Annotated in this window: 18 protein-coding genes and 2 pseudogenes; 3 read left to right on the top strand and 17 right to left on the bottom strand. The window is 68.9% G+C overall.

The annotated features are described in order from the left end of the window. A partial coding sequence (locus ACWDAS_RS38810; protein ID WP_450400369.1) for a sensor histidine kinase occupies nucleotides 1-1,312 on the top strand: 1,312 nt, incomplete at its 5' end. An 81-nt stretch (nucleotides 1,313-1,393) separates the two neighbouring features. Here the strand turns inward: ACWDAS_RS38810 and ACWDAS_RS38805 are convergent. From ACWDAS_RS38805 to ACWDAS_RS38780, 6 genes are all read right to left on the bottom strand, one after another. Then, nucleotides 1,394-2,074 (bottom strand): response regulator, encoded by a 681-nt coding sequence (locus tag ACWDAS_RS38805; protein WP_450400368.1) that lies wholly within the window; start codon nucleotides 2,072-2,074, stop codon nucleotides 1,394-1,396. Nucleotides 2,075-2,263: 189 nt separating this feature from the next. Next, entirely contained in the window at nucleotides 2,264-2,878 is a 615-nt protein-coding gene (gene kdpC, locus ACWDAS_RS38800) for a potassium-transporting ATPase subunit KdpC (RefSeq protein ID WP_450400367.1), read from the bottom strand. A 5-nt stretch (nucleotides 2,879-2,883) separates the two neighbouring features. After that, nucleotides 2,884-5,019, bottom strand: coding sequence for a potassium-transporting ATPase subunit KdpB (gene kdpB, locus ACWDAS_RS38795; protein WP_450400365.1), 2,136 nt, complete (start codon nucleotides 5,017-5,019; stop codon nucleotides 2,884-2,886). Between the two features lie 35 nt (nucleotides 5,020-5,054). Next, nucleotides 5,055-6,716, bottom strand: coding sequence for a potassium-transporting ATPase subunit KdpA (kdpA, locus tag ACWDAS_RS38790; RefSeq protein ID WP_450400363.1), 1,662 nt, complete (start codon nucleotides 6,714-6,716; stop codon nucleotides 5,055-5,057). 7 nt (nucleotides 6,717-6,723) lie between these two features. Next, nucleotides 6,724-6,813: a K(+)-transporting ATPase subunit F gene (kdpF, locus tag ACWDAS_RS38785; protein WP_450400362.1), complete on the bottom strand. Its 90-nt coding sequence runs from the start codon at nucleotides 6,811-6,813 to the stop codon at nucleotides 6,724-6,726. Next, nucleotides 6,810-6,950 carry a hypothetical protein gene (locus ACWDAS_RS38780; RefSeq protein WP_450400360.1) on the bottom strand — a complete coding sequence of 47 codons (141 nt, stop codon included), beginning with the start codon at nucleotides 6,948-6,950 and terminating at the stop codon, nucleotides 6,810-6,812. The genes kdpF and ACWDAS_RS38780 overlap by 4 nt, the downstream gene beginning before the upstream one ends. Nucleotides 6,951-7,724: 774 nt before the next feature. Between ACWDAS_RS38780 and ACWDAS_RS38775 the strand changes: the two genes are divergently transcribed. Next, on the top strand, nucleotides 7,725-8,609 hold the full coding sequence (locus tag ACWDAS_RS38775; protein WP_450400359.1) for a potassium channel family protein: 885 nt from the start codon (nucleotides 7,725-7,727) through the stop codon (nucleotides 8,607-8,609). Nucleotides 8,610-9,175: 566 nt separating this feature from the next. On the opposite strand, the gene ACWDAS_RS38770 is transcribed toward ACWDAS_RS38775, so the two are convergent. The 11 genes and pseudogenes from ACWDAS_RS38770 to nhaA form a co-directional block, all read right to left on the bottom strand. Beyond that, complete coding sequence (locus ACWDAS_RS38770; RefSeq protein WP_450400357.1) at nucleotides 9,176-10,165, bottom strand: phosphotransferase family protein; 990 nt, start codon at nucleotides 10,163-10,165, stop codon at nucleotides 9,176-9,178. Between the two features lie 56 nt (nucleotides 10,166-10,221). Beyond that, nucleotides 10,222-10,305: pseudogene (locus ACWDAS_RS38765) on the bottom strand (ATPase); the annotation flags it as partial. Between the two features lie 201 nt (nucleotides 10,306-10,506). Next, the gene (locus ACWDAS_RS38760) at nucleotides 10,507-10,647 is read right to left on the bottom strand and encodes a hypothetical protein (protein ID WP_450400356.1); all 141 of its coding nucleotides are present in this window, start codon (nucleotides 10,645-10,647) and stop codon (nucleotides 10,507-10,509) included. Nucleotides 10,648-11,115: 468 nt separating this feature from the next. Continuing rightward, nucleotides 11,116-11,988 (bottom strand): alpha/beta fold hydrolase, encoded by an 873-nt coding sequence (locus ACWDAS_RS38755; protein WP_450400354.1) that lies wholly within the window; start codon nucleotides 11,986-11,988, stop codon nucleotides 11,116-11,118. A gap of 64 nt (nucleotides 11,989-12,052) precedes the next feature. After that, nucleotides 12,053-12,310, bottom strand: coding sequence for a hypothetical protein (locus ACWDAS_RS38750; RefSeq protein ID WP_450400352.1), 258 nt, complete (start codon nucleotides 12,308-12,310; stop codon nucleotides 12,053-12,055). A gap of 178 nt (nucleotides 12,311-12,488) precedes the next feature. Continuing rightward, on the bottom strand, nucleotides 12,489-13,913 hold the full coding sequence (locus ACWDAS_RS38745) for a flotillin family protein (protein WP_450400351.1): 1,425 nt from the start codon (nucleotides 13,911-13,913) through the stop codon (nucleotides 12,489-12,491). Nucleotides 13,914-13,975: 62 nt separating this feature from the next. After that, complete coding sequence (locus tag ACWDAS_RS38740; RefSeq protein ID WP_450400349.1) at nucleotides 13,976-14,479, bottom strand: hypothetical protein; 504 nt, start codon at nucleotides 14,477-14,479, stop codon at nucleotides 13,976-13,978. Nucleotides 14,480-14,608: 129 nt separating this feature from the next. After that, complete coding sequence (locus tag ACWDAS_RS38735; protein ID WP_450400347.1) at nucleotides 14,609-15,709, bottom strand: PucR family transcriptional regulator; 1,101 nt, start codon at nucleotides 15,707-15,709, stop codon at nucleotides 14,609-14,611. A 125-nt stretch (nucleotides 15,710-15,834) separates the two neighbouring features. Then, the gene (locus ACWDAS_RS38730; protein WP_450400345.1) at nucleotides 15,835-16,071 is read right to left on the bottom strand and encodes a hypothetical protein; all 237 of its coding nucleotides are present in this window, start codon (nucleotides 16,069-16,071) and stop codon (nucleotides 15,835-15,837) included. A gap of 48 nt (nucleotides 16,072-16,119) precedes the next feature. Continuing rightward, nucleotides 16,120-16,581, bottom strand: a complete 462-nt coding sequence (locus ACWDAS_RS38725; protein WP_450400343.1) for a CBS domain-containing protein — start codon at nucleotides 16,579-16,581, stop codon at nucleotides 16,120-16,122. 12 nt (nucleotides 16,582-16,593) lie between these two features. Further along, complete coding sequence (gene nhaA / locus ACWDAS_RS38720) at nucleotides 16,594-17,904, bottom strand: Na+/H+ antiporter NhaA (protein ID WP_450400342.1); 1,311 nt, start codon at nucleotides 17,902-17,904, stop codon at nucleotides 16,594-16,596. Between the two features lie 253 nt (nucleotides 17,905-18,157). Between nhaA and ACWDAS_RS38715 the strand changes: the two are divergent. Beyond that, nucleotides 18,158-18,346: pseudogene (locus ACWDAS_RS38715) on the top strand (leucine zipper domain-containing protein); the annotation flags it as partial. Nucleotides 18,347-18,382 lie beyond the last annotated feature (36 nt).

Genomic DNA, 18,382 nt, shown 5'->3' with positions numbered 1-18,382 from the left:
GCTGTTCATGACCCTGACGGTCGCGGCGGCCCTGATCGGAGGCCTCTACCCGGCGCTCGTCTCGGCCGTCGGCGGCTCGCTGCTGCTGAACTACTTCTTCACCCCGCCCGTTCATACGTTCACCATTGCCGAGCCCGAGAACCTGATCGCCATCGTGATCTTCGTGGTGGTCGGTGTCGCGGTGGCCTCCGTGGTGGATCTGGCGGCCCGTCGTACGCATCAGGCCGCCAGACTCCAGTCCGAGGCCGAGATCCTGTCGTACCTGGCGGGCAGTGTGCTGCGTGGCGAGCGCTCCCTGGAGGCCCTGCTGGACCGGGTCCGGGAGACCTTCGGTATGGAGTCCGTCGCCCTGCTCGAACGCGAGAGCGAGCACGAGGCCTGGACCTGCGCCGCCGGCGTTGGTCCGCGTCCCTGCGTACGACCGGACGAGGCGGACGTGGAGGTGCCGGTCAGCGACACGCTCTCGCTGGCCCTCGTCGGCCGGGTGCTGCCCGCCTCCGACCGCCGCGTGCTGTCCGCCTTCGCGGCCCAGAGCGCCGTGGTCCTGGACCGGCAGCGGCTGGAGGACGAGGCCGCCAGGGCCCACGAGCTCGCCGAGGGCAACCGCATCCGCACCGCCCTGCTCGCCGCCGTCTCGCACGACCTGCGCACCCCGCTCGCCGCCATCAAGGCGGCGGTCAGCTCGCTGCGCTCCGACGACGTCGCCTGGTCCGAGGAGGACGAGGCCGAGCTGCTGGCGGGCATCGAGGAGGGCGCGGACCGGCTGGACAACCTGGTGGGCAACCTGCTCGACATGTCCCGGCTGCAGACCGGCACCGTCACCCCGCTGATCCGGGAGGTAGACCTGGACGAGGTTGTGCCCATGGCGCTCGGCGGGGTCCCAGGGGACAGCGTCGTCCTCGACATACCCGAGAGCTTGCCGATGGTGGTTGCTGACCCGGGTCTGCTGGAACGCAGCGTCGCCAACGTCGTCGAGAACGCCGTCAAGTACAGCCCCGACGGGGAGCGGGTGCTGGTTGCCGCCAGCGCCCTGGGCGGCCGCGTCGAACTGCGCGTCGTCGACCAGGGGCCCGGCGTCCCTGACGAGTCCAAGGACGAAATCTTCGAGCCGTTCCAGCGGTACGGCGACGCACCCCGGGGCGACGGTGTCGGCCTCGGCCTGGCCGTGGCCCGCGGATTCGCCGAGGCGATGGGCGGCACTCTGGCCGCGGAGGACACGCCCGGTGGCGGCCTGACCATGGTGCTCACCCTGCAGGCCGCTGATGCGGACCGGTCCTCCGGCTCGCGTCTGCCGGCCAACGCCATGCCGTGACCGGGTCAAACTGGGGGCCGTCGTCGTGGTCCACGCACGTCACCAAGCGCGGCGTAGGGCGTCGGTTTGAATGCCTGGGCGTCAGGGTTCGAAGCGGTAGCCCATACCGGACTCGGTGATGAGATGACGAGGATGCGCGGGGTCGGCCTCCAGCTTGCGGCGTAGCTGGGCCATGTAGACGCGCAGGTAGTTGGTGTTGGTGCGGTACGACGGGCCCCAGACCTCGTCGAGAAGCTGCTGCTGGGTGACCAGTCGGCCGGTGTTGCGGGTCAGGATTTCCAGCAGGTGCCACTCGGTGGGGGTGAGGCGAATGTCTGCGCCGTGGCGGGTGGCCTTCTTCGCGGCCAGGTCGATGCTGAAGATGTCCGTCGCGATCAGCTGCGGTCCGGTGGCCTCTGCGGGAGTGCCTCTGCGGGTGGCGGCGCGCAGCCTGGCCAGGAACTCGTCCATGGCGAATGGCTTGGTGACGTAATCGTCCGCACCGGCGTCGAGCGCCTCTACCTTTTCCGCCGACGCCTGGCGGGCGGAGAGAACAACGATGGGGACGTTGCTGTACCCCCGTAGGCCTCGGATGACATCGACACCGTCCATGTCCGGCAGCCCCAGGTCGAGGACGACGAGGTCCGGGTGACGGTCAGCGGCGAGCTGGAGGGCGGTCGCGCCGTCCTGGGCGGAGTCCACCTCGTACTTGCGGGCCCGTAGGTTGAGCACCAGGGCGCGGATCATCTGCGGCTGGTCTTCCACAACGAGCACCCGCGTCATCGGGGCTCCTTTCCCTCGTGTGCGTCGTGGCGGTTCGGTCGCAGTCACGCCGGGGTTCTCCACTTCCGGCGTGTTGTCCGGGTGTCGAAAGGTGGTGGCCGGCTGCCCCGGCCACCACCTTCACGTTTGCCTGCGGGGGCATCCCATGCCTTTCCATGTCCTTAGGGCATGGGCTGGTCTCCCCGCGGGTCAGCGTGCGTCGAGTTCCTTGAGGGCGATGTTGAGTTCCAGGACGTTGACGGTCGGGTTGCCGAGGAAGCCGAGCTGCCGTCCGTCCGTGTGGTCCTTCACCAGCTTGTCAACCTGCGCCGTGGTCAGGCCGTTGGCCTTGGCTACGCGCGCAGTCTGGATGGCGGCGTACTGCGGGGAGATGTCCGGGTCGAGGCCGGATCCGGAGGCGGTGACCGCGTCGGCGGGGACCTTGGACTCGGGGACGCCGTTGAAGGCGGCGACCTGCTGCTTGCGTTCCTTGACCGATTTGGTCAGCTCGGGGCTGTCCGCGGCAAGGTTGGAGGCGCCGGTCGAGGTCGGATCATAGCCATCACCCGCCGCCGAGGGCCGGGACTGGAACCACTTGGGGTCCGGCTTCCCGTCCTTGGTGAAGAAGTTCTGGCCGAGGAGTCCGGAGCCTACGACCTTGCCGTCGGCCTTGACCTCGGAGCCGTTGGCCTTGTTGTGGAAGGCCGCCTGGGCCACGCCCCACACCACGAGCGGATAGATCACGCCGACCAGGACGGTCAGCACGAGCAGCGCGCGAAGTGCCGCCCCGAGGAGCCTGCCGGCGCTGCGGATGGAAGTGTTCATGGTGGTCAGCCGATCCCCGGGAGCAGAGAGATGAGCAGGTCGATGATCTTGATGCCGATGAACGGGGCGATCAGGCCGCCGAGGCCGTAGATCCCGAGGTTCCGGCGGAGCATTTTGTCCGCGCTCATCGGCCGGTACTGCACACCGCGCAGGGCGAGCGGCACCAGGGCGATGATGATCAGCGCGTTGAAGATGACCGCGGACAGGATCGCGGACTGCGGCGAGGACAGCTGCATGATGTTGAGCTTGTCCAGGCCCGGGTAGGCGATCGCGAACATCGCGGGGATGATCGCGAAGTACTTCGCCACGTCGTTGGCGATGGAGAAGGTGGTCAGCGCGCCGCGGGTGATGAGCAGCTGCTTGCCGATCTCCACGATCTCGATCAGCTTGGTGGGGTTGGAGTCCAGGTCCACCATGTTCCCGGCCTCCTTGGCGGCCGAGGTGCCGGTGTTCATGGCCACGCCCACATCCGCCTGGGCCAGCGCCGGGGCGTCGTTGGTGCCGTCACCGGTCATCGCGACGAGCTTGCCGCCCGCCTGCTCCCGCTTGATCAGCGCCATCTTGTCCTCGGGCGTCGCCTCCGCCAGGAAGTCGTCGACCCCGGCCTCCTCGGCGATCGCCTTGGCGGTCAGCGGGTTGTCACCCGTGATCATGACGGTCTTGATGCCCATGCGTCGCAGCTCGTCGAATCGCTCCCGCATGCCCTCCTTGACCACGTCCTTCAGGTGGATCACGCCCAGCACCCGCGCAGTGACGAGTGTGCCGTCGTGCCGCACGACCTCGCCGACGACGAGCGGGGTACCGCCGCTGGCAGAGATTCCGTCGACAAGCGGGCCGACGTCATCGGTGGGATGTCCGCCGTGGTCGCGGATCCACTTCATCACGGCGGTGGCAGCGCCCTTGCGCAGCGACCGCTGCTCCTCCCCGGCGTCGAGATCCACACCGGACATGCGGGTCTGGGCAGTGAAGGGTACGAACTCGGCGTGCCCGAGCTCGCCCTCGTGCCGGGCCCGCAGGCCGTACTTCTCCTTGGCCAGCACGACGATCGAGCGGCCCTCGGGCGTCTCGTCGGCCAGCGACGACAGCTGGGCTGCGTCGGCCAGTTCGGCGGCGGTGGTGCCCTTGACCGGCATGAACTCCGCGGCCTGGCGGTTGCCGAGGGTGATGGTGCCGGTCTTGTCCAGCAGCAGGGTGGAGACGTCGCCCGCGGCCTCGACCGCGCGGCCGGACATGGCGAGCACATTGCGCTGGACCAGGCGGTCCATGCCCGCGATGCCGATCGCCGACAGGAGGGCGCCGATCGTGGTCGGGATGAGGCAGACCAGCAGCGCGACCAGGACGATCATCGACTGCTCGGCGCCCGCGTAGATCGCGAACGGCTGCAGGGTGACGACCGCCAGCAGGAAGACGATGGTCAGCGAGGCCAGCAGGATGTTGAGCGCGATCTCGTTGGGCGTCTTCTGCCGGGCGGCGCCCTCGACCAGGGCGATCATCCGGTCGATGAAGGTCTCACCGGGTTTCGTGGTGATGCGGACGACGATCCGGTCCGACAGCACCTTGGTGCCGCCGGTGACCGCCGACCGGTCACCGCCGGACTCCCGGATGACCGGGGCCGACTCACCGGTGATCGCCGACTCGTCGACCGACGCGACACCCTCCACGACATCGCCGTCACCGGGGATGATGTCGCCGGCCTCGCAGACCACCAGGTCGCCGACGCGCAGGTCCGTTCCCGGGACGCGTTCCTCTGCGCCGTCCCTGAGCCGGCGGGCGACGGTGTCGGTCTTGGCCCTGCGCAGGGTGTCCGCCTGCGCCTTGCCGCGGCCCTCGGCGACGGCCTCCGCCAGGTTGGCGAAGATCACGGTGAGCCACAGCCAGGCGGTGATCGCCCAGCCGAACCACTCGGCCGGCGAGAGCACCGCCAGGACGGTGGTCAGCACCGAGCCGATCAGGACGACGAACATGACGGGCGACTTGATCATCAAGCGGGGATCGAGCTTGCGCAGCGCGTCCGGCAGGGACTTCAGCAGCTGGGCCGGATCGAACAGGCCGCCCGAGACGCGGCTTGCGCCGTGGCCCGTGTCAGGGGCGTGCGGTGCGAGGTCCCCCTTGGGGGCGCGCACGGGCGATTGCGTGGACATGGATTCCTCAGCGGGGGTGGGGGTGGTCGTGCGGCTCATGACAGGCCCTCCGCGAGCGGCCCGAGAGCCAGCGCCGGGAAGAAGGTCAGGCCGGTGATGATCAGGATCGCGCCAACGAGAAGCCCGACGAAGAGCGGCTTCTCGGTGCGCAGGGTGCCCGAAGTCGCCGGGACCGGCCGCTGTTCGGCGAGCGAGCCGGCCAGGGCCAGGACGAAGACCATCGGCAGGAAGCGGCCGAGCAGCATCGCGAGGCCGAGCGTGGTGTTGTACCACTGCGTGTTGGCGCTCAGGCCCGCGAAGGCGGAACCGTTGTTGTTCGAGCCGGAGGTATAGGCGTACAGGACCTCGGAGAAGCCATGCGCGCCGCCGTTGAGCATCGAGGCACGAGCGCTCGGCAGTGCCATCGCTGCGGCCGTGAAGACCAGGACAAGCGCCGGGGTGATGAGGATGTAGGCCGCCGCGAACTTGATCTCCCGGGTGCCGAGCTTCTTCCCCAGGTACTCCGGGGTGCGGCCGACCATCAGGCCCGCGATGAACACCGCGATGATCGCCATGATCAGCATGCCGTACAGGCCGGAACCGGTGCCGCCGGGCGCGATCTCGCCCAGCATCATGCCGAGCAGGTTGATCCCGCCGCCGAGGCCGGTGAAGGAGGAGTGGAAGGAGTTCACCGAGCCGGTCGAGGTCAGCGTGGTGCTCACCGAGAACAGCGAGGAGGCGCCGACGCCGAAGCGCTGTTCCTTGCCCTCCATCGCGGCGCCGGCCACCTGCAGTGCGGAGCCGGGATGGGCGAACTCTGCGGCCGTTTGCAGGGCGACGAAGGCCACCCAGATGACGCCCATCGCGGCGAGGATCGCGTAGCCCTGCTTCAGACTGCCGACCATCCTGCCAAAGGTGCGGGTCAGCGAGAACGGAATCACCAGCAACAGGAAGATCTCGAAGAGGTTGGTGAACGCGTCCGGGTTCTCGAAGGGGTGCGAGGAGTTCGCGTTGTAGAAACCGCCGCCGTTGGTGCCCAGGTCCTTGATGGCCTCCTGGGAGGCCACCGCGCCGCCGGTCACGTGCTGGGTGCCCCCCGTCAGCGTGGCGATGTCGTGGACGCCGGCGAAGTTCTGGATCGCGCCCAGGGCGACCAGCACGACGGCGGCGACGAGGGAGATCGGCAGCAGGATGCGGACGGTACCGCGGACCAGGTCGGCCCAGAAGTTGCCGAGCTCCCCGGTGCGGGACCGGGCGAAGCCGCGGACCAGTGCCACGGCCACGGCAATTCCCACCGCAGCGGACACGAAGTTCTGCACGGCCAGACCACTGGTCTGCACCAGGTGGCCCATGGCGGACTCACCCGAGTACGACTGCCAGTTCGTGTTGGAAACGAACGAAGCCGCGGTGTTGAACGCCTGGTCGGGCGTGATCGCCGCGAACCCCAGCGACAGCGGAAGGTGGTTCTGCACCCGCAGGAACAGGTACAGGAACAGCACACCCACGACGGAGAAGGCCAGCACCGACCGCAGGTAGGCGCCCCAGCGCATTTCGGCGTCAGGATCGGCGCCGACGGCACGGTATATCCAGCGCTCGACTCGCAGGTGCTTGTCGGAGGAATAGACGGCGGCCATGTAGTCGCCGAGCGGGCGGTACGCCAGTGCCAGCGCCGCGACGAGGGCGGTGACCTGGAGAACGTCAGCGAGAACCGGGCTCATCGGGCGATCAGAACCTCTCCGGGAAGATCAGGGCGAGGACCAGATAGCCCAGGAGGGCGACGGCCACGACAAGGCCGACGATGTTCTCGGCGCTCACAGCTTCGCCACCCCCTTGGCGATGAGGGCCACCAGCGCGAAGACCGCGATCGTGGTGACGACGAAGGCCAGGTCGGCCATCGTGTGCTCCTTGAGTTCTCTCGACGACGACACCCGCTCGGCGAGCAGGCAACGCAACGAGGTAACCCCTTCTTGATGGCTCGGGCCCGTATCCTTGACGCATCTCTTACGCACGCCTGCGGCATCCATACGCCTCACTAACAGAAGACCCCGCGGCCCGCCTGGTACCGACCTGAGTACGTGGGGCGGCCCGTTTGAGCGTTGCCGTTGGCAGCGGCCACCCTGCTCGTCAGCGGACTGGACGGAGGAACCTTCGGCCCACGACAATGCGCCGGTGACTGATCGGGTGAGCTTGCTGATCTCCGCTTTGGCGGTCTTGGTCAGTGCCATGTTGCTCACGGGCGGCGTACAGGCATATCTGTCCGGTGAGTCGGTTTGGTGGGTCGCGTCGACGGTTCTCCTTCAGGTCACCACCGTCTGGCAGCTGGGGTGCGACATGCGCCGACGTCGCAGGACGCGGAGCGATGTCCGCTGATCGCCCTGCGGACCAGCCCCATCGCTGACCCGGGTCGAGCTGAACCGCTCACGGGCCAACTCCCGCGTGGGGGCTCGGCGAACACCACCGTCCGGCACCCCCGCGTCACTCATGTCAGGTGGGGGCTTTCGCAACTGGTCCATGGGCATGACAAGCCCCTTGGTCACTCATGGCGCGCCGGCTGGCGCGGCCCATAGCCCAACCCCACACCCCCTGTGACGCACCATGGCCGTGGGAGTGACGGATATCCCGGTGACAACCGGCAGCAGCATGTTGACCGCGGCCGTCCGCCCCAACAGACAGCACACTCGAGGTGCAGGGCAAGCACACTGCCTGCGACTCGCGGAGGGTCACACATGAAATGGCTGATCACTGTGGCCGGTGCCGGCATCGTCGTGCTCATCCTGCGGGATGTTTTTCACACGCTGTGGCATCCGACCCGGCACGGAGGTCTGAGCAGGTTCGTCATGACCACTCTATGGAGACTCTCCTCGCGGCTGAGCCCGAGCCGCCGGGAAGCGGGACTCGCGGGTCCGCTCGGCATGGTGACCGTGGTGGCCATGTGGGCCAGCGGGGTGACCATGGGGTGGGCGCTGGTCTACTGGCCCCACCTGCCGGAGGCGTTTTCGTTCGCAACCGGTCTGGAACCAGCCGAACATGCTCGCCTCGTCGATGCCGTGTACGTATCCCTGGTCACCCTGGCCACTCTCGGCCTGGGCGACATCGCGCCGGCCGCAGGATGGCTACGCATCGCCGGGCCCATGGAAGCGTTGGTGGGCTTCGCCCTTCTGACCGCGACCGTCTCCTGGATCCTGGGCATCTATCCGGCCCTCGCACGACGGCGGGCCCTGGCGCTGCGGATTTCGTACCTGCGGCGCGCCGACCCCACCAGCGAGCAACTGGATTCCGGCACCGGCGCTGCCCTGCTCGACGGGCTGGCCAGCGAGGTTGGGCGCATCAGCGTGGATCTTCTGCAGTATGCCGAATCGTACTACTTCCACGACGGCCAGGACATCACGTCCCTGGCCGTCAATGCGGACTACGCGGCGGAACTCGCCGAGCGGGGGTGCGCCGCCCGGCGCGCCGACGTCAAGGTCGCGGCGACCGTCCTGGCCGTCGCGCTGGACGACCTCGCGGCCATCCTCGACGAACGCTTCCTCCATGTCGGCGGCACCACTCGCAACATCCTCCGCGCTTTTGCCCGCGACCACGGCGCTGGTGATAGGTGCGGCTCAGGCTGATGCCGTACAACGGCAGCATGTACGCCACCGTCGTCGGCGTCGCCGTGGGCCTGATCCTGCGCACCACCTGGGGCGACGGCGAACTGGCGTCGCCAGGCGAGCGACCGGCCATCTGCCCTACCCGCTGTCCGCCGGAGTCGCGAGATTATCGGCAGCTTCGGCGGGACGCGCCCCGCCGCCCGCTTCACCCGCGCCCGCCTCAACCCGGACCTGGTCTGGGCCGACGTCCTCAGCTTCCCCCTGGGCGGCATCGGTTCACCGTCGTCCTGCTGATCGGCGAACTCGCCTTCCCCGCCACCACGCAGGGCGAGTACTCCAAAGCCGCCGTGCTCCTTGCCTCCCTGACATCGGCCGCCTCGCCTCACTTGGCTTCGTTCATCTCCAGGAACAGCGATTGTCGACCGGTTCTGGAGTCAGCTGTCGATCAGCCGGCTCGCGAGTGTCGAAGAGAAATGACGGCACTGCCGAGTGAATGAAGGGAACGCGGGACGGCCAGCCGCCCGTCAGGGCGGCTGGCCGTCGAGGCAGGTAGCGGCAGGAGCGATACGTGTGTGGCGGACGCCGTGTCACTGGACCAACAGAGCCAGCGCTTCCTTCGCGTTGTGCGCGGCGATTTCCTGCATCGCCGTGCGGTGCGGGAAGTCGCCGTCGAGCAGGCGAAGGGGGCCGGCCACCAGTGAGAGACGCATCGCGAGCATGTAGAGGTCGAGCCGTGCTGGATCGAGTCCGGGGCGGGACAAGGCTGGGTACTGGTCACCGAAACGAAGCTGCAAGAACACGTGTTCCCACTCGACATCGAAGAACATCAGGCCCTCGATGTCGATGAGGACAGGGTGTCCGGAGGCATCGACCAGGACGTGGTCGGGCCCAAGTTCGCCGTGGATCAGTCCGTGCTGCGTGCGCGGAGTCACTCGTGTGGCCGGCTCCTGCAAGCGATCGCGCAAAGAAGCCGCGGCTGATCCGATGTTGGGGTCGCGTTCGGCCGCTTCTGCGAGGTCCTCGATGGCACGTTCGAGCACCAGTTGCTCGCAAGAATCGCCACTCGCTTTGTCGCCCCGTTCGAGCACGTCCACCCTGCCGTAGTGCTGACTGTGCTGCTGGTGCATCACGTCGAGCATTGCGGCCAGCTCGCGCAAGGCATGTGATGCGCGTGCGGGATCCGTTTTCAGGAGTGCTTCCAGAGTGCCGCCGGCAACGTCCTCGACAACTGCCACGTCCGCCGGGTAGTGGCGTCGGCCGTCGTCAGCGAGAAACACCCCTGGAACCCGGACTCCAAGGCCGTCCAGTCTCCGCTGGGCCGCTAGGAAGGGGGCCAGCCCGGAGGCGGGAGCGAACGGGTGGGCCGGGTCGATGGCTTCCGCAGCCGGCCAGAAGTTCTCGGTCTCGGCCCAGCTGTAGACGATCACACTCGCTGCATGTGATCCGCTCGTGTGAACCCGGTAGACCCCCTTCTTGCTCCCGCCGCGCAACCGGTCCACTCCGACAACGCGGGCCTCCGCTCCGAGTGCCTCATGCACGATCCCTGACAAGGCTTCACTACCCGTGAACTGGCGCATCCGCCGACCCTATCCCCGGCCAGATACATCGTCGGGCCGAGTCGGCTTCCAGTGAATCAGCCGGCCTTGGCAGGCTCTTCGGCTCGTGCTCGGGTGCTGGCGAGGCGGTAGGAGTCGGTGCCGGTCTCGATGATGCCGCCGCGATGGTCCACGCCGGATCGCCGCGTACAGCTCGACCTTCGACATCTGCGGCCATGACCAGCACCTTTCACCAGGAGCATCCCGATGCTCCCTGGCAAGAAACCCGGTGCCTCCCAAACTCATCAACACCACCCGTCCGCGGAACGGGGCGCCTCCCAAACTCATCGACAAGCGACGTCACTACTGCTCGATAAAGCCACTCACTGTTCCTGCACCGCCGCCACCGGCAGTACCGACGTCTGCGCGACGAGGAAAACATCGACGCGGACACCGACGGCATCCCCGACATCTACGAGCACGCCGAGAGCGCCCTCACCGCCGCCGCCGAACAGGCGGACCAACGCCTGACAGTCCAGCACACACGCCGGGTCAGCGTGCGTCGCCAGAACGCTTGAGGTCCTTGGGGACGGCTGTGCCGCGGGTCCGGGAGGGACACCAGGTGGACCCGGATCGCTCCAACCGTTGCTGACCATTCAAGGCTGCCGGCCTCCAATACGCGCTGCGCGTCATCGAGGATCCGGCCGGCCACGATCTCTGCAGTCCCGCCCAGGCCGCTCGTGTCGGCCGGAGCCTTCGCCTGAGCATGCCGAACGGCCTCATCCAGGACGCGCACGGCCCCATGGACATCGCCGACAGGCTGCCCCGCCAAGCCGACGGAATTGATCTCCCACTGCATCCACAGGCTCACGGCACCACACACCGCACGCCGCACCAGGGTCGGCAACCCGTGACGGCTGATCGGACCGCGATTTTCCCTCCCGCCGGCTCGCCCCAGTCCTTCGGTACCAGCGCCAACGCGGACGCGCTGTTTACAGCGGCTGAAGCGGATCGGTGGTGAGGAAAGCGCGGATGGTCTCGGCGATGGCGGGCCAGTCGTGTCCGAACCAGACGAAGTGGCTGTCTGCGCGGCTCTCGACCAGTTCGGCGTGGGCGATGGCCGTGGCCAGAGACTGGGCGTGGGCGAACGGCACGGCGCCGTCCCTGCGGGTGGCGATCACCAGGGTGGGCTGACCGACTTCGGCGGTGACGTCGGGGGTGGGCTGGAGGTCGGTGACGAACCCGCTCCCCGACCGCATCCGGGAGAACAGCGCAACCAACGCAGCGCGGTCCTGTGCGTCTAGGGAGGCTACGACGTCCCGGACCGGCAGCGTAGACAGGCTGCGCAGCAGCAGCCGCAAGCCCCTCTCGGGGGCGAGACGCATGAGCCCGCGTATCCCACCCCACGTGATTTGCTCGGTTGCCGCGGTGAATATCGCGTGTGCGCCGATGCGGGTGAGGCGATGCGGCCAGGGAAGCCACCCGACGGGGCATTGCAGGATCAGCCGCTGCACCAGGTCGGGATGGCGCGCCGCCATCGTCACCGCGGTGGGGCCGCCTGCGGAGATCCCCACGACGGCGGCGACCTCGGTGATACCAAGGTGCTCGCACAGCGCCCTGGTGACGTCGGCGAATCCGCTCACCGAGCCTCCGGTCGACAGCGGCGTGCGGCCATAGCCGGGACGTGACGGCGCCAGCACTGTGTAGCCGGCCTTGGCGAACACTTCCTCGCCCAACGAAAGGCCGGCCCGCATGTGCCCGCCGTGCAGAACCACCACTGTGCGGTCACCTCGTCGTTCCAGCCGGTACTCGGCCGGGCCCTGGTCCAGTCGAGCGACCAAGGTGAACCGTTCCGCCTCGGTCATGGTGGCCATCTCCTTCTGCTCGGACTCGGGTTGCGTTCGGTGGAGAAGGCGTCTTCGCCTCGTGTCAGACGTGTTGCCAGGGCAGGTACCCCACTGGAAGCGCGAAGCTCATGACTGCTCCTGCCGTGCCTGTCACGACCGCGCTTGTGTGGACCAGCCAGTGTCCGTACTTCCCGAAGAGCAGGCACCGGACCAGTCCTCCCAGCCCGCACAGGACGGCAATGATGCCAAGCTCGGCGGCCAGGCCGATGTTGACGATCTGTACCGTGCTCATGACGCCGACGCCCACGGCCAGGGAGGTACCTGCAGCCCAATCGCGCATGCCTTCCTCCTCTCACTCTGGGAGCGTCTGGGCGGGGTCGACACGGACGCCCCTCATGGCAGCGCCTGCGGGGGAGTCCCGCTGATGCGAGTCCGGCCCCGCCCAGAAAGGTGAGAGCGTCGGCCGGGCCCGCGGGTGCCATCAAGCTGATCCCTCAAGGCCCTCCTGCTGCCTTGCGTCAGTCGGCGATCTCGATCCTGCCGTTGGACGCCTCGGCCTGAACGGCTGCCGCGGAGCCGCGCCGGGAGAGCCCCTTGAGCAGCTCGGCGAGGTCGACTCCCGTGGTGGAGCTGAGCAGTTCCATGCCCTGGGCCACGTTGTCCGCGACCGTGCGGGACAGCTGGCTCGCCCCGTCCGTCGAGATCACGGTCATCTTGTCGATGGCGCTGAGCGGCTCGGATGCCTTGCCGACGACCTGAGGCAGGACCTCGACCAGCATCTGCAGCACCGCGGCGTCGCCGTACTGGGCGAAGGCGTCGGCCTTCTTTTGCATGGCCTCGGCCTCTGCCGAGCCCTTCGCGGCGATGGCGGCGGCTTGTGCCTCGCCCTCGATGCGTACGGCGTCGGCGAGTGCGGCGCGGTGCGCCTTCTCGACCTCACCGGTCAGCCGGGATCGCTGGGCGTCCGCCTCGGCCTCCTTCACCAGGGCGATACGGCGGGCTTCTGCCTCTTGCTCGGCCCGGTACCGGGCGGCGTCGGCGGGCTTGCGGACCTTGGTGTCCAGCTCCCGGTCGGTCAGTGCGGCCTGGCGGGCGGCGACCTTCTCCTGCTCGGCGAGGACTTCCTGGCTGCGGGCGGCCTCGGCGAGCGGGCCCGCGGCTGCGGCGCGGGCGGCGGCCTCGTCCGTCTCTGCCTTGATCTCGGCCTGCTTGAGCGCGAACGTCCGCTGGGCTATCGCGATCTCCTCCTCGGCCTTGAGCCGGGCCTGCTCCGACGCCTGGCGCGCGACGGCCTCGGCGATGTCGGCTTCCTGCTTGGCGCGGGCGGCCTCGGGGCGGCCGAGGTCTTCCAGGTAGGAGCCCTCGGTGGTGATGTCCTGGATCTGGAAGGCGTCCAGCACCAGGCCCTGGCCGGACAGACTGGCCTCCGCTTCCTCGGCCACCTGTCCGGCGAACGCTGCGCGGTCGCGGATGATGTCCTCCACGGACATCCGCCCGACGATGGAGCGAAGGGCACCGGACAGGACTTCCTGGGTGAAGCCGACGATGCCGTCCTGCTGCATCAAAAAGCGCTGGGCCGCCGCGCGGATGGAGTCCTCGGTGCCGCCGACCTTGACGATCGCGACGCCCTCCAGGTGGGCCTTCACCCCTCGCAGCGTGACCGCGCCGCGTACGGCGACGGGGATGTGCCTGCTGGACAGGTCCAGGGTGAATTTCTGCTGGACGAAGGGCACGACGAATACGCCACCGCCGACCACGACCTTCTGGCCGCTGTTGTCGGTGAAGACCCGGCCGGTCTCCGGGTCGGTGGACTTCTTGCCCCGCCGGCCGGTGACGATGAACGCTTCGCTGGGCCCCGCGACCTTGTAGCGGGTGATGACGACGAGAGCGAGCAGGACGACGAGTACGACGATGCCCACCGCAGCAGTAAGTACAGGGCTCATGCCGGATTCCCTTGATCAGAACAGATACGACAAAGACACGAGGTGGTCAGGGGCCCGGGTGTTCAGTGCTCCACGGAGCGCACGGCGACCGACGTGCTCGACAGCGCCGCCTCGACCCACACCCTGGTGCCCCGCGGCAGAGGGACCGCGCTCTTGGCGGCGAGCTTCACGGGCTGCCCGGCCAAGTAGGCGAGTACCTCGCCGTAGCCGCCCGCCGGGATCGCCGTGACCACTGTTCCCGTGCCGCCGACGAGGTCGTCGCCACGCGGTGCGGCCGAGGTCCCCCCGCGCATCAGAGCCCGGCTGAACCTCCACGTCAGCCACCCCGCCACACCTCCGGCAACCACCCCCACCGCGGCCGCGAACGCCGTCCCGAGCCCCGTGGTGCCCAGGGTGATCGCGCCGGCGAAGCCGAGCATCGACACGAATCCGGCGATCACTGGCAGCGACAGCAGTCCGTCCAATCCGCCGAGCCCGTCAAAGAGCCCGTCCAGAACGCCGTCGAAGATGAGGGCCGGGGCCAGCACCACCAGACCGGTGATGCCGAGACCGAGAAACCATTCCATCCCCGCCCCCGCCAGTTCGCCGATCTCCCGAAGACATCGCGATGGTGTCACGGGGCGCATCCCCGGGTCATTGCCGGATTCCGGCAATCTTTACGCGTTCTTGACGACTTGTTAACGGCCGATCAGGTGCTACAGCGGCTGCTCGGGCCAACCCAGCAGCCGGGCGCCCATCGCGGCGGTCTCCAATGTGTAGCGGTGCAGAGCGTCGGCCGGGTCGTATCCCGTCAGGGTCCTGATCCGTTCCAGGCGATAGGTGAGGGTACGCACCCCCAGCCCCAGGCGCCGGGCAGCCTCGGCATTGACGTAGCCGGCCCCGGCGTGGACCGCGATGGTCTCCAGTAGCGGACCGGCGCCGCCACGCGCCTGGTCAAGCGGCCCGAGCACACTGCGCACGAGGTCGGCCATCGCCGCCCGGTCACGCATCAGAACCGGGAAGACCAGCAGCTCCGCGGCACGCAGTACGGGTGGGTGCAGGCGCAGCCGGTCGGCCACGTCCAGCGCACCGAGCGCCTCCTCGTAGCTGCGGACGATCCCGCCCGCGTCGGAGTGGGTGCGTCCGACCGCGACGCGCCGCGCGGCGCCGTAGCCCGGGCCCGGCCGCAGCGCGGTGTCGGCGAACGCCTCGACGACCGCGTGCTCACCGGCTGGTGCGATGCACACCAACCGGCCGTCCTTGGTGGCCAGCAGCACATCGCGCTCCCCGAAACGGCCGACCAGTTCCCGTTCGATCCGCCGCACCACCGGATGGCCGTCCTCGTACGCCTCCATGCCTCGAGCCACCGCCACCGCGTGCCCACGGCCCAGGCGCAGCCCGAACCGCTCGGCGCGCTCGGCCAGCCGCCCCGGATCGCTGCGCCCGTACAGCAGGTCGTCGACGAACTCCCGGCGGGCCGCCTCCTCCTGCCGAGCCAGAATCCGCTGCGCCCGCTCGTGTCCCTCGCCCAGTGCCTGCACCGCCGCGTCAACAGCGGCCAGAACCGCCTCGCCCACCTGGCGGACGTCCACGCCGGGCAGGGTGCTCCACGCCTCGCGGGTCGCCGCGAGATAACCCCCGACCAGTTCGCGCAGGCCCACGCCCGCCTCGGCACCGCGCTCCCCCAGCTCCCGCAGTGTGTCCAGCTCCGCCCGTCGCAGCCGCCGGCTGGTCGCCGACACCTCGGCCAGCATCTCCGGATATCCGTCCAGGAACTCGGGCGGTACGCCCCCCGATCTCGCCACGTACCCCTCCATGACTGCTTGCGTCGCCGTCTTCCGGCACGCGGACGCTACCAACGTTGCTGGCTTCTGGTAACGGCGGGCCGCTTGCCGCGAGGGTGCACGAGTGCTCACAGTTGGTGATCGCTGAGCCTGGTGTGTCAGGCCCAGTCGTCGTCGGGGTGCTTGTCGGGGGGCGGGTTCGCGAGGGAGGCGACGAGGGCGCCGGCGAGCACGGCCCATGTCAGTACCGCGGGCCCGGCCTGGTGCCATCCCGTCGCGCCGACAACCAGGGACGCCGTCGCGCCGGCGGTCAGGGATCGGCGATTTGCCGCGAACGTCCACTGGTGCCGAGCGCTGCCGGGGCGGCGTATCTCGCCGATCGCCGTCCTGATCACCAGCGCGCCGTCACGATGGCACCGGCAGTATCGCCGCGCGGACGCCGTTCATCCTGCCGCTGCGATGAAGTGCTGCATGAGGCGCGCGGCGGTGACCGCGCCGAGCAGCGTCACGTGGGTGCCGTCGCGTTCGATGACGGCGACCAGAGGGCTGTGGGTGCGGGCCATCAAAACCGCGACCTCCATGGGGCATGCGTCCGGCCCGACGACGGGCGGCGGGTACAAGCGGTGTGGCGCCCATTCGGCCACCGTGAGTCCCGCAAGCCGTTCGGTGAACTCGGCGTCGTGCTGCTCGCCGACGACGCCGGCGAGCGCCGGGGCTTCGGTGACATAGGTGGGGATGAACTGCCGGATGAGCTGGGAGTCGCACACGACGGAGTGTGGCTGCCCGTCGGAGTCGAGAACCAGCAGGGCCGGCAGCGACTGCCCTGCCAGCATCCGGGCCGCGTCTCTCGCGTCGTCGTCCGTGGTCACGAAGGGGAAGGGCTGAGCGAGATCCCGTGCGCGCATGACCGTCCTCCATTAGCTTTCTCCCGCGGCGCTGCCGCGGTTGGTCTGCTGGTAGATGTCGGGGATGCCGTCGGCGTCCTCGTCCCGCGTCTCCTCCTCCCACAGGCGGCGATAGATCCCGTTGCGGCGCTTGACCAGCAGCGCTGCCACGACGGCGGCGGCCAGTGAGCCGAGCAGGACGGCGGCCTTGATGTGTTCGACCTGGCCCGGGGCCGGGAAGGCGAGCTCGCCGATCAGCAGGGCCACGGTGAAGCCGATCCCGGCCAGCACCGCCAGGGCGAACACATCCGCCCAGGCCAGGTCCGGGTTGAGGCGGGCCCGGGTGAACCGCGCCGCCAGGTATGTGCCTGCGAAGATCCCCACCGTCTTACCGACGACCAGCCCGAGCACCACCCCCAGTGGCTCCGGGCGGGTGAACACCTCGCCCAGTGCCGCAGCCGAAATGCTCACCCCGGCGGCGAACAGGGCGAACAGTGGCACCGCCACGCCGGCCGAGACCGGCCGCAGTAGATGCTCGGTCCGCTCCGCGGGCGACGCCTTCTCACCCCCGTCGCGGGTGGTGCGCAGGATCAGGCCCATCGCCACCCCGGCCACTGTGGCGTGCACCCCGCCGTTGTACATCAGCGCCCAGATCGCCACACCCAGTGGCAGATACCACCACCAGCCGCGGACCCGGTACCGCTGGAACAGGTAGAAGGCGACCAACCCGGCCAGCGCCCCGGCGAGCGCGAGCGGGTTCAGATCCGCGGTGAAGAAGACGGCGATCACCAGGATCGCGCCCAAGTCATCGACGACGGCCAGGGTCAGCAGGAAGGCTCGTAGCGCCGAGGGCAGGTGGGTGGACAGCACGGCAAGGACGGCGAGCGCGAAGGCGATGTCGGTGGCCATCGGCACCGCCCAGCCTTGAGCGCCGCCTCCGCCGAGTGTGGTGGTGGCCAGGTACAGGGCGGCCGGCACCGCCATGCCGCACACGGCGGCGACCACCGGCAGAGCCGCGGTGGCGGGAGTACGCAGCTCGCCGAGCACCAGCTCGCGTTTCAGCTCGATCCCCGCGACCAGGAAGAAGACGGTCAGCAGACCGTCGGCGGTCCAGTGCTCCACCGACAGATCCAGACCGAGCACAGGGATACCGAAGTGGAAGTCACTTATATGTTCATAGGCCTCACTCCATGGAGCGTTCGCCCACACCAGCGCCACCACGGCCGCCCCCAGCAGCACCAGCCCGCCAACCGTCTCCGTGCGCAGGGCCCGGGCCACCTGCACACGCTCCGGCCAGGGCAGCAGCCCGAGGAAAACGGAGCGCTCACGCGGGGCAGAACACATCCGGGGAAACCTCCGGGGCATCGGCACACGGGCACACAGGCCTCTTCGACGCCGACCAGACTTCCCGGCACACCCCACGCCTCTTTGCGTGTTCTTTACACACTACCCGCCGCAGCTCGCGCGGCCTAGGCGTGCTGTCCTGGGGCATTGGTGACACGCGTGCTGGGTGCTTGAACAGGCGAGGGCCCTCTGGGGTCGATGGGGATTGCGACATCTACCGCCGACCATCAGGAGGCCCTCGCGTCTCGCCGTAATGCCCCCGCTGACTCCGACAGGCCGTCTGTGTCTTGCCCGGTGCGTCGTGGACGACGGGTGGCCGCTGCGTCGGGCCGCTGAGCGCTTCCAGGTCAGCCACACCACCGACGCCCGCTACCGGCAGGCGGGCGCCGTGGGCATGCACGACCGCTCAAACCACCCGCACCACTCACTCAGCCGCACACCGGACCACGTCCTCATCGACACCCTGCGGGAAAACTCG

It is taken from the genome of Streptomyces sp. NPDC001070 (assembly GCF_053598835.1).
The sequence above is the reverse complement of the archived record's forward strand: the minus strand, read 5'-3'. Positions and strand labels throughout refer to the sequence as shown.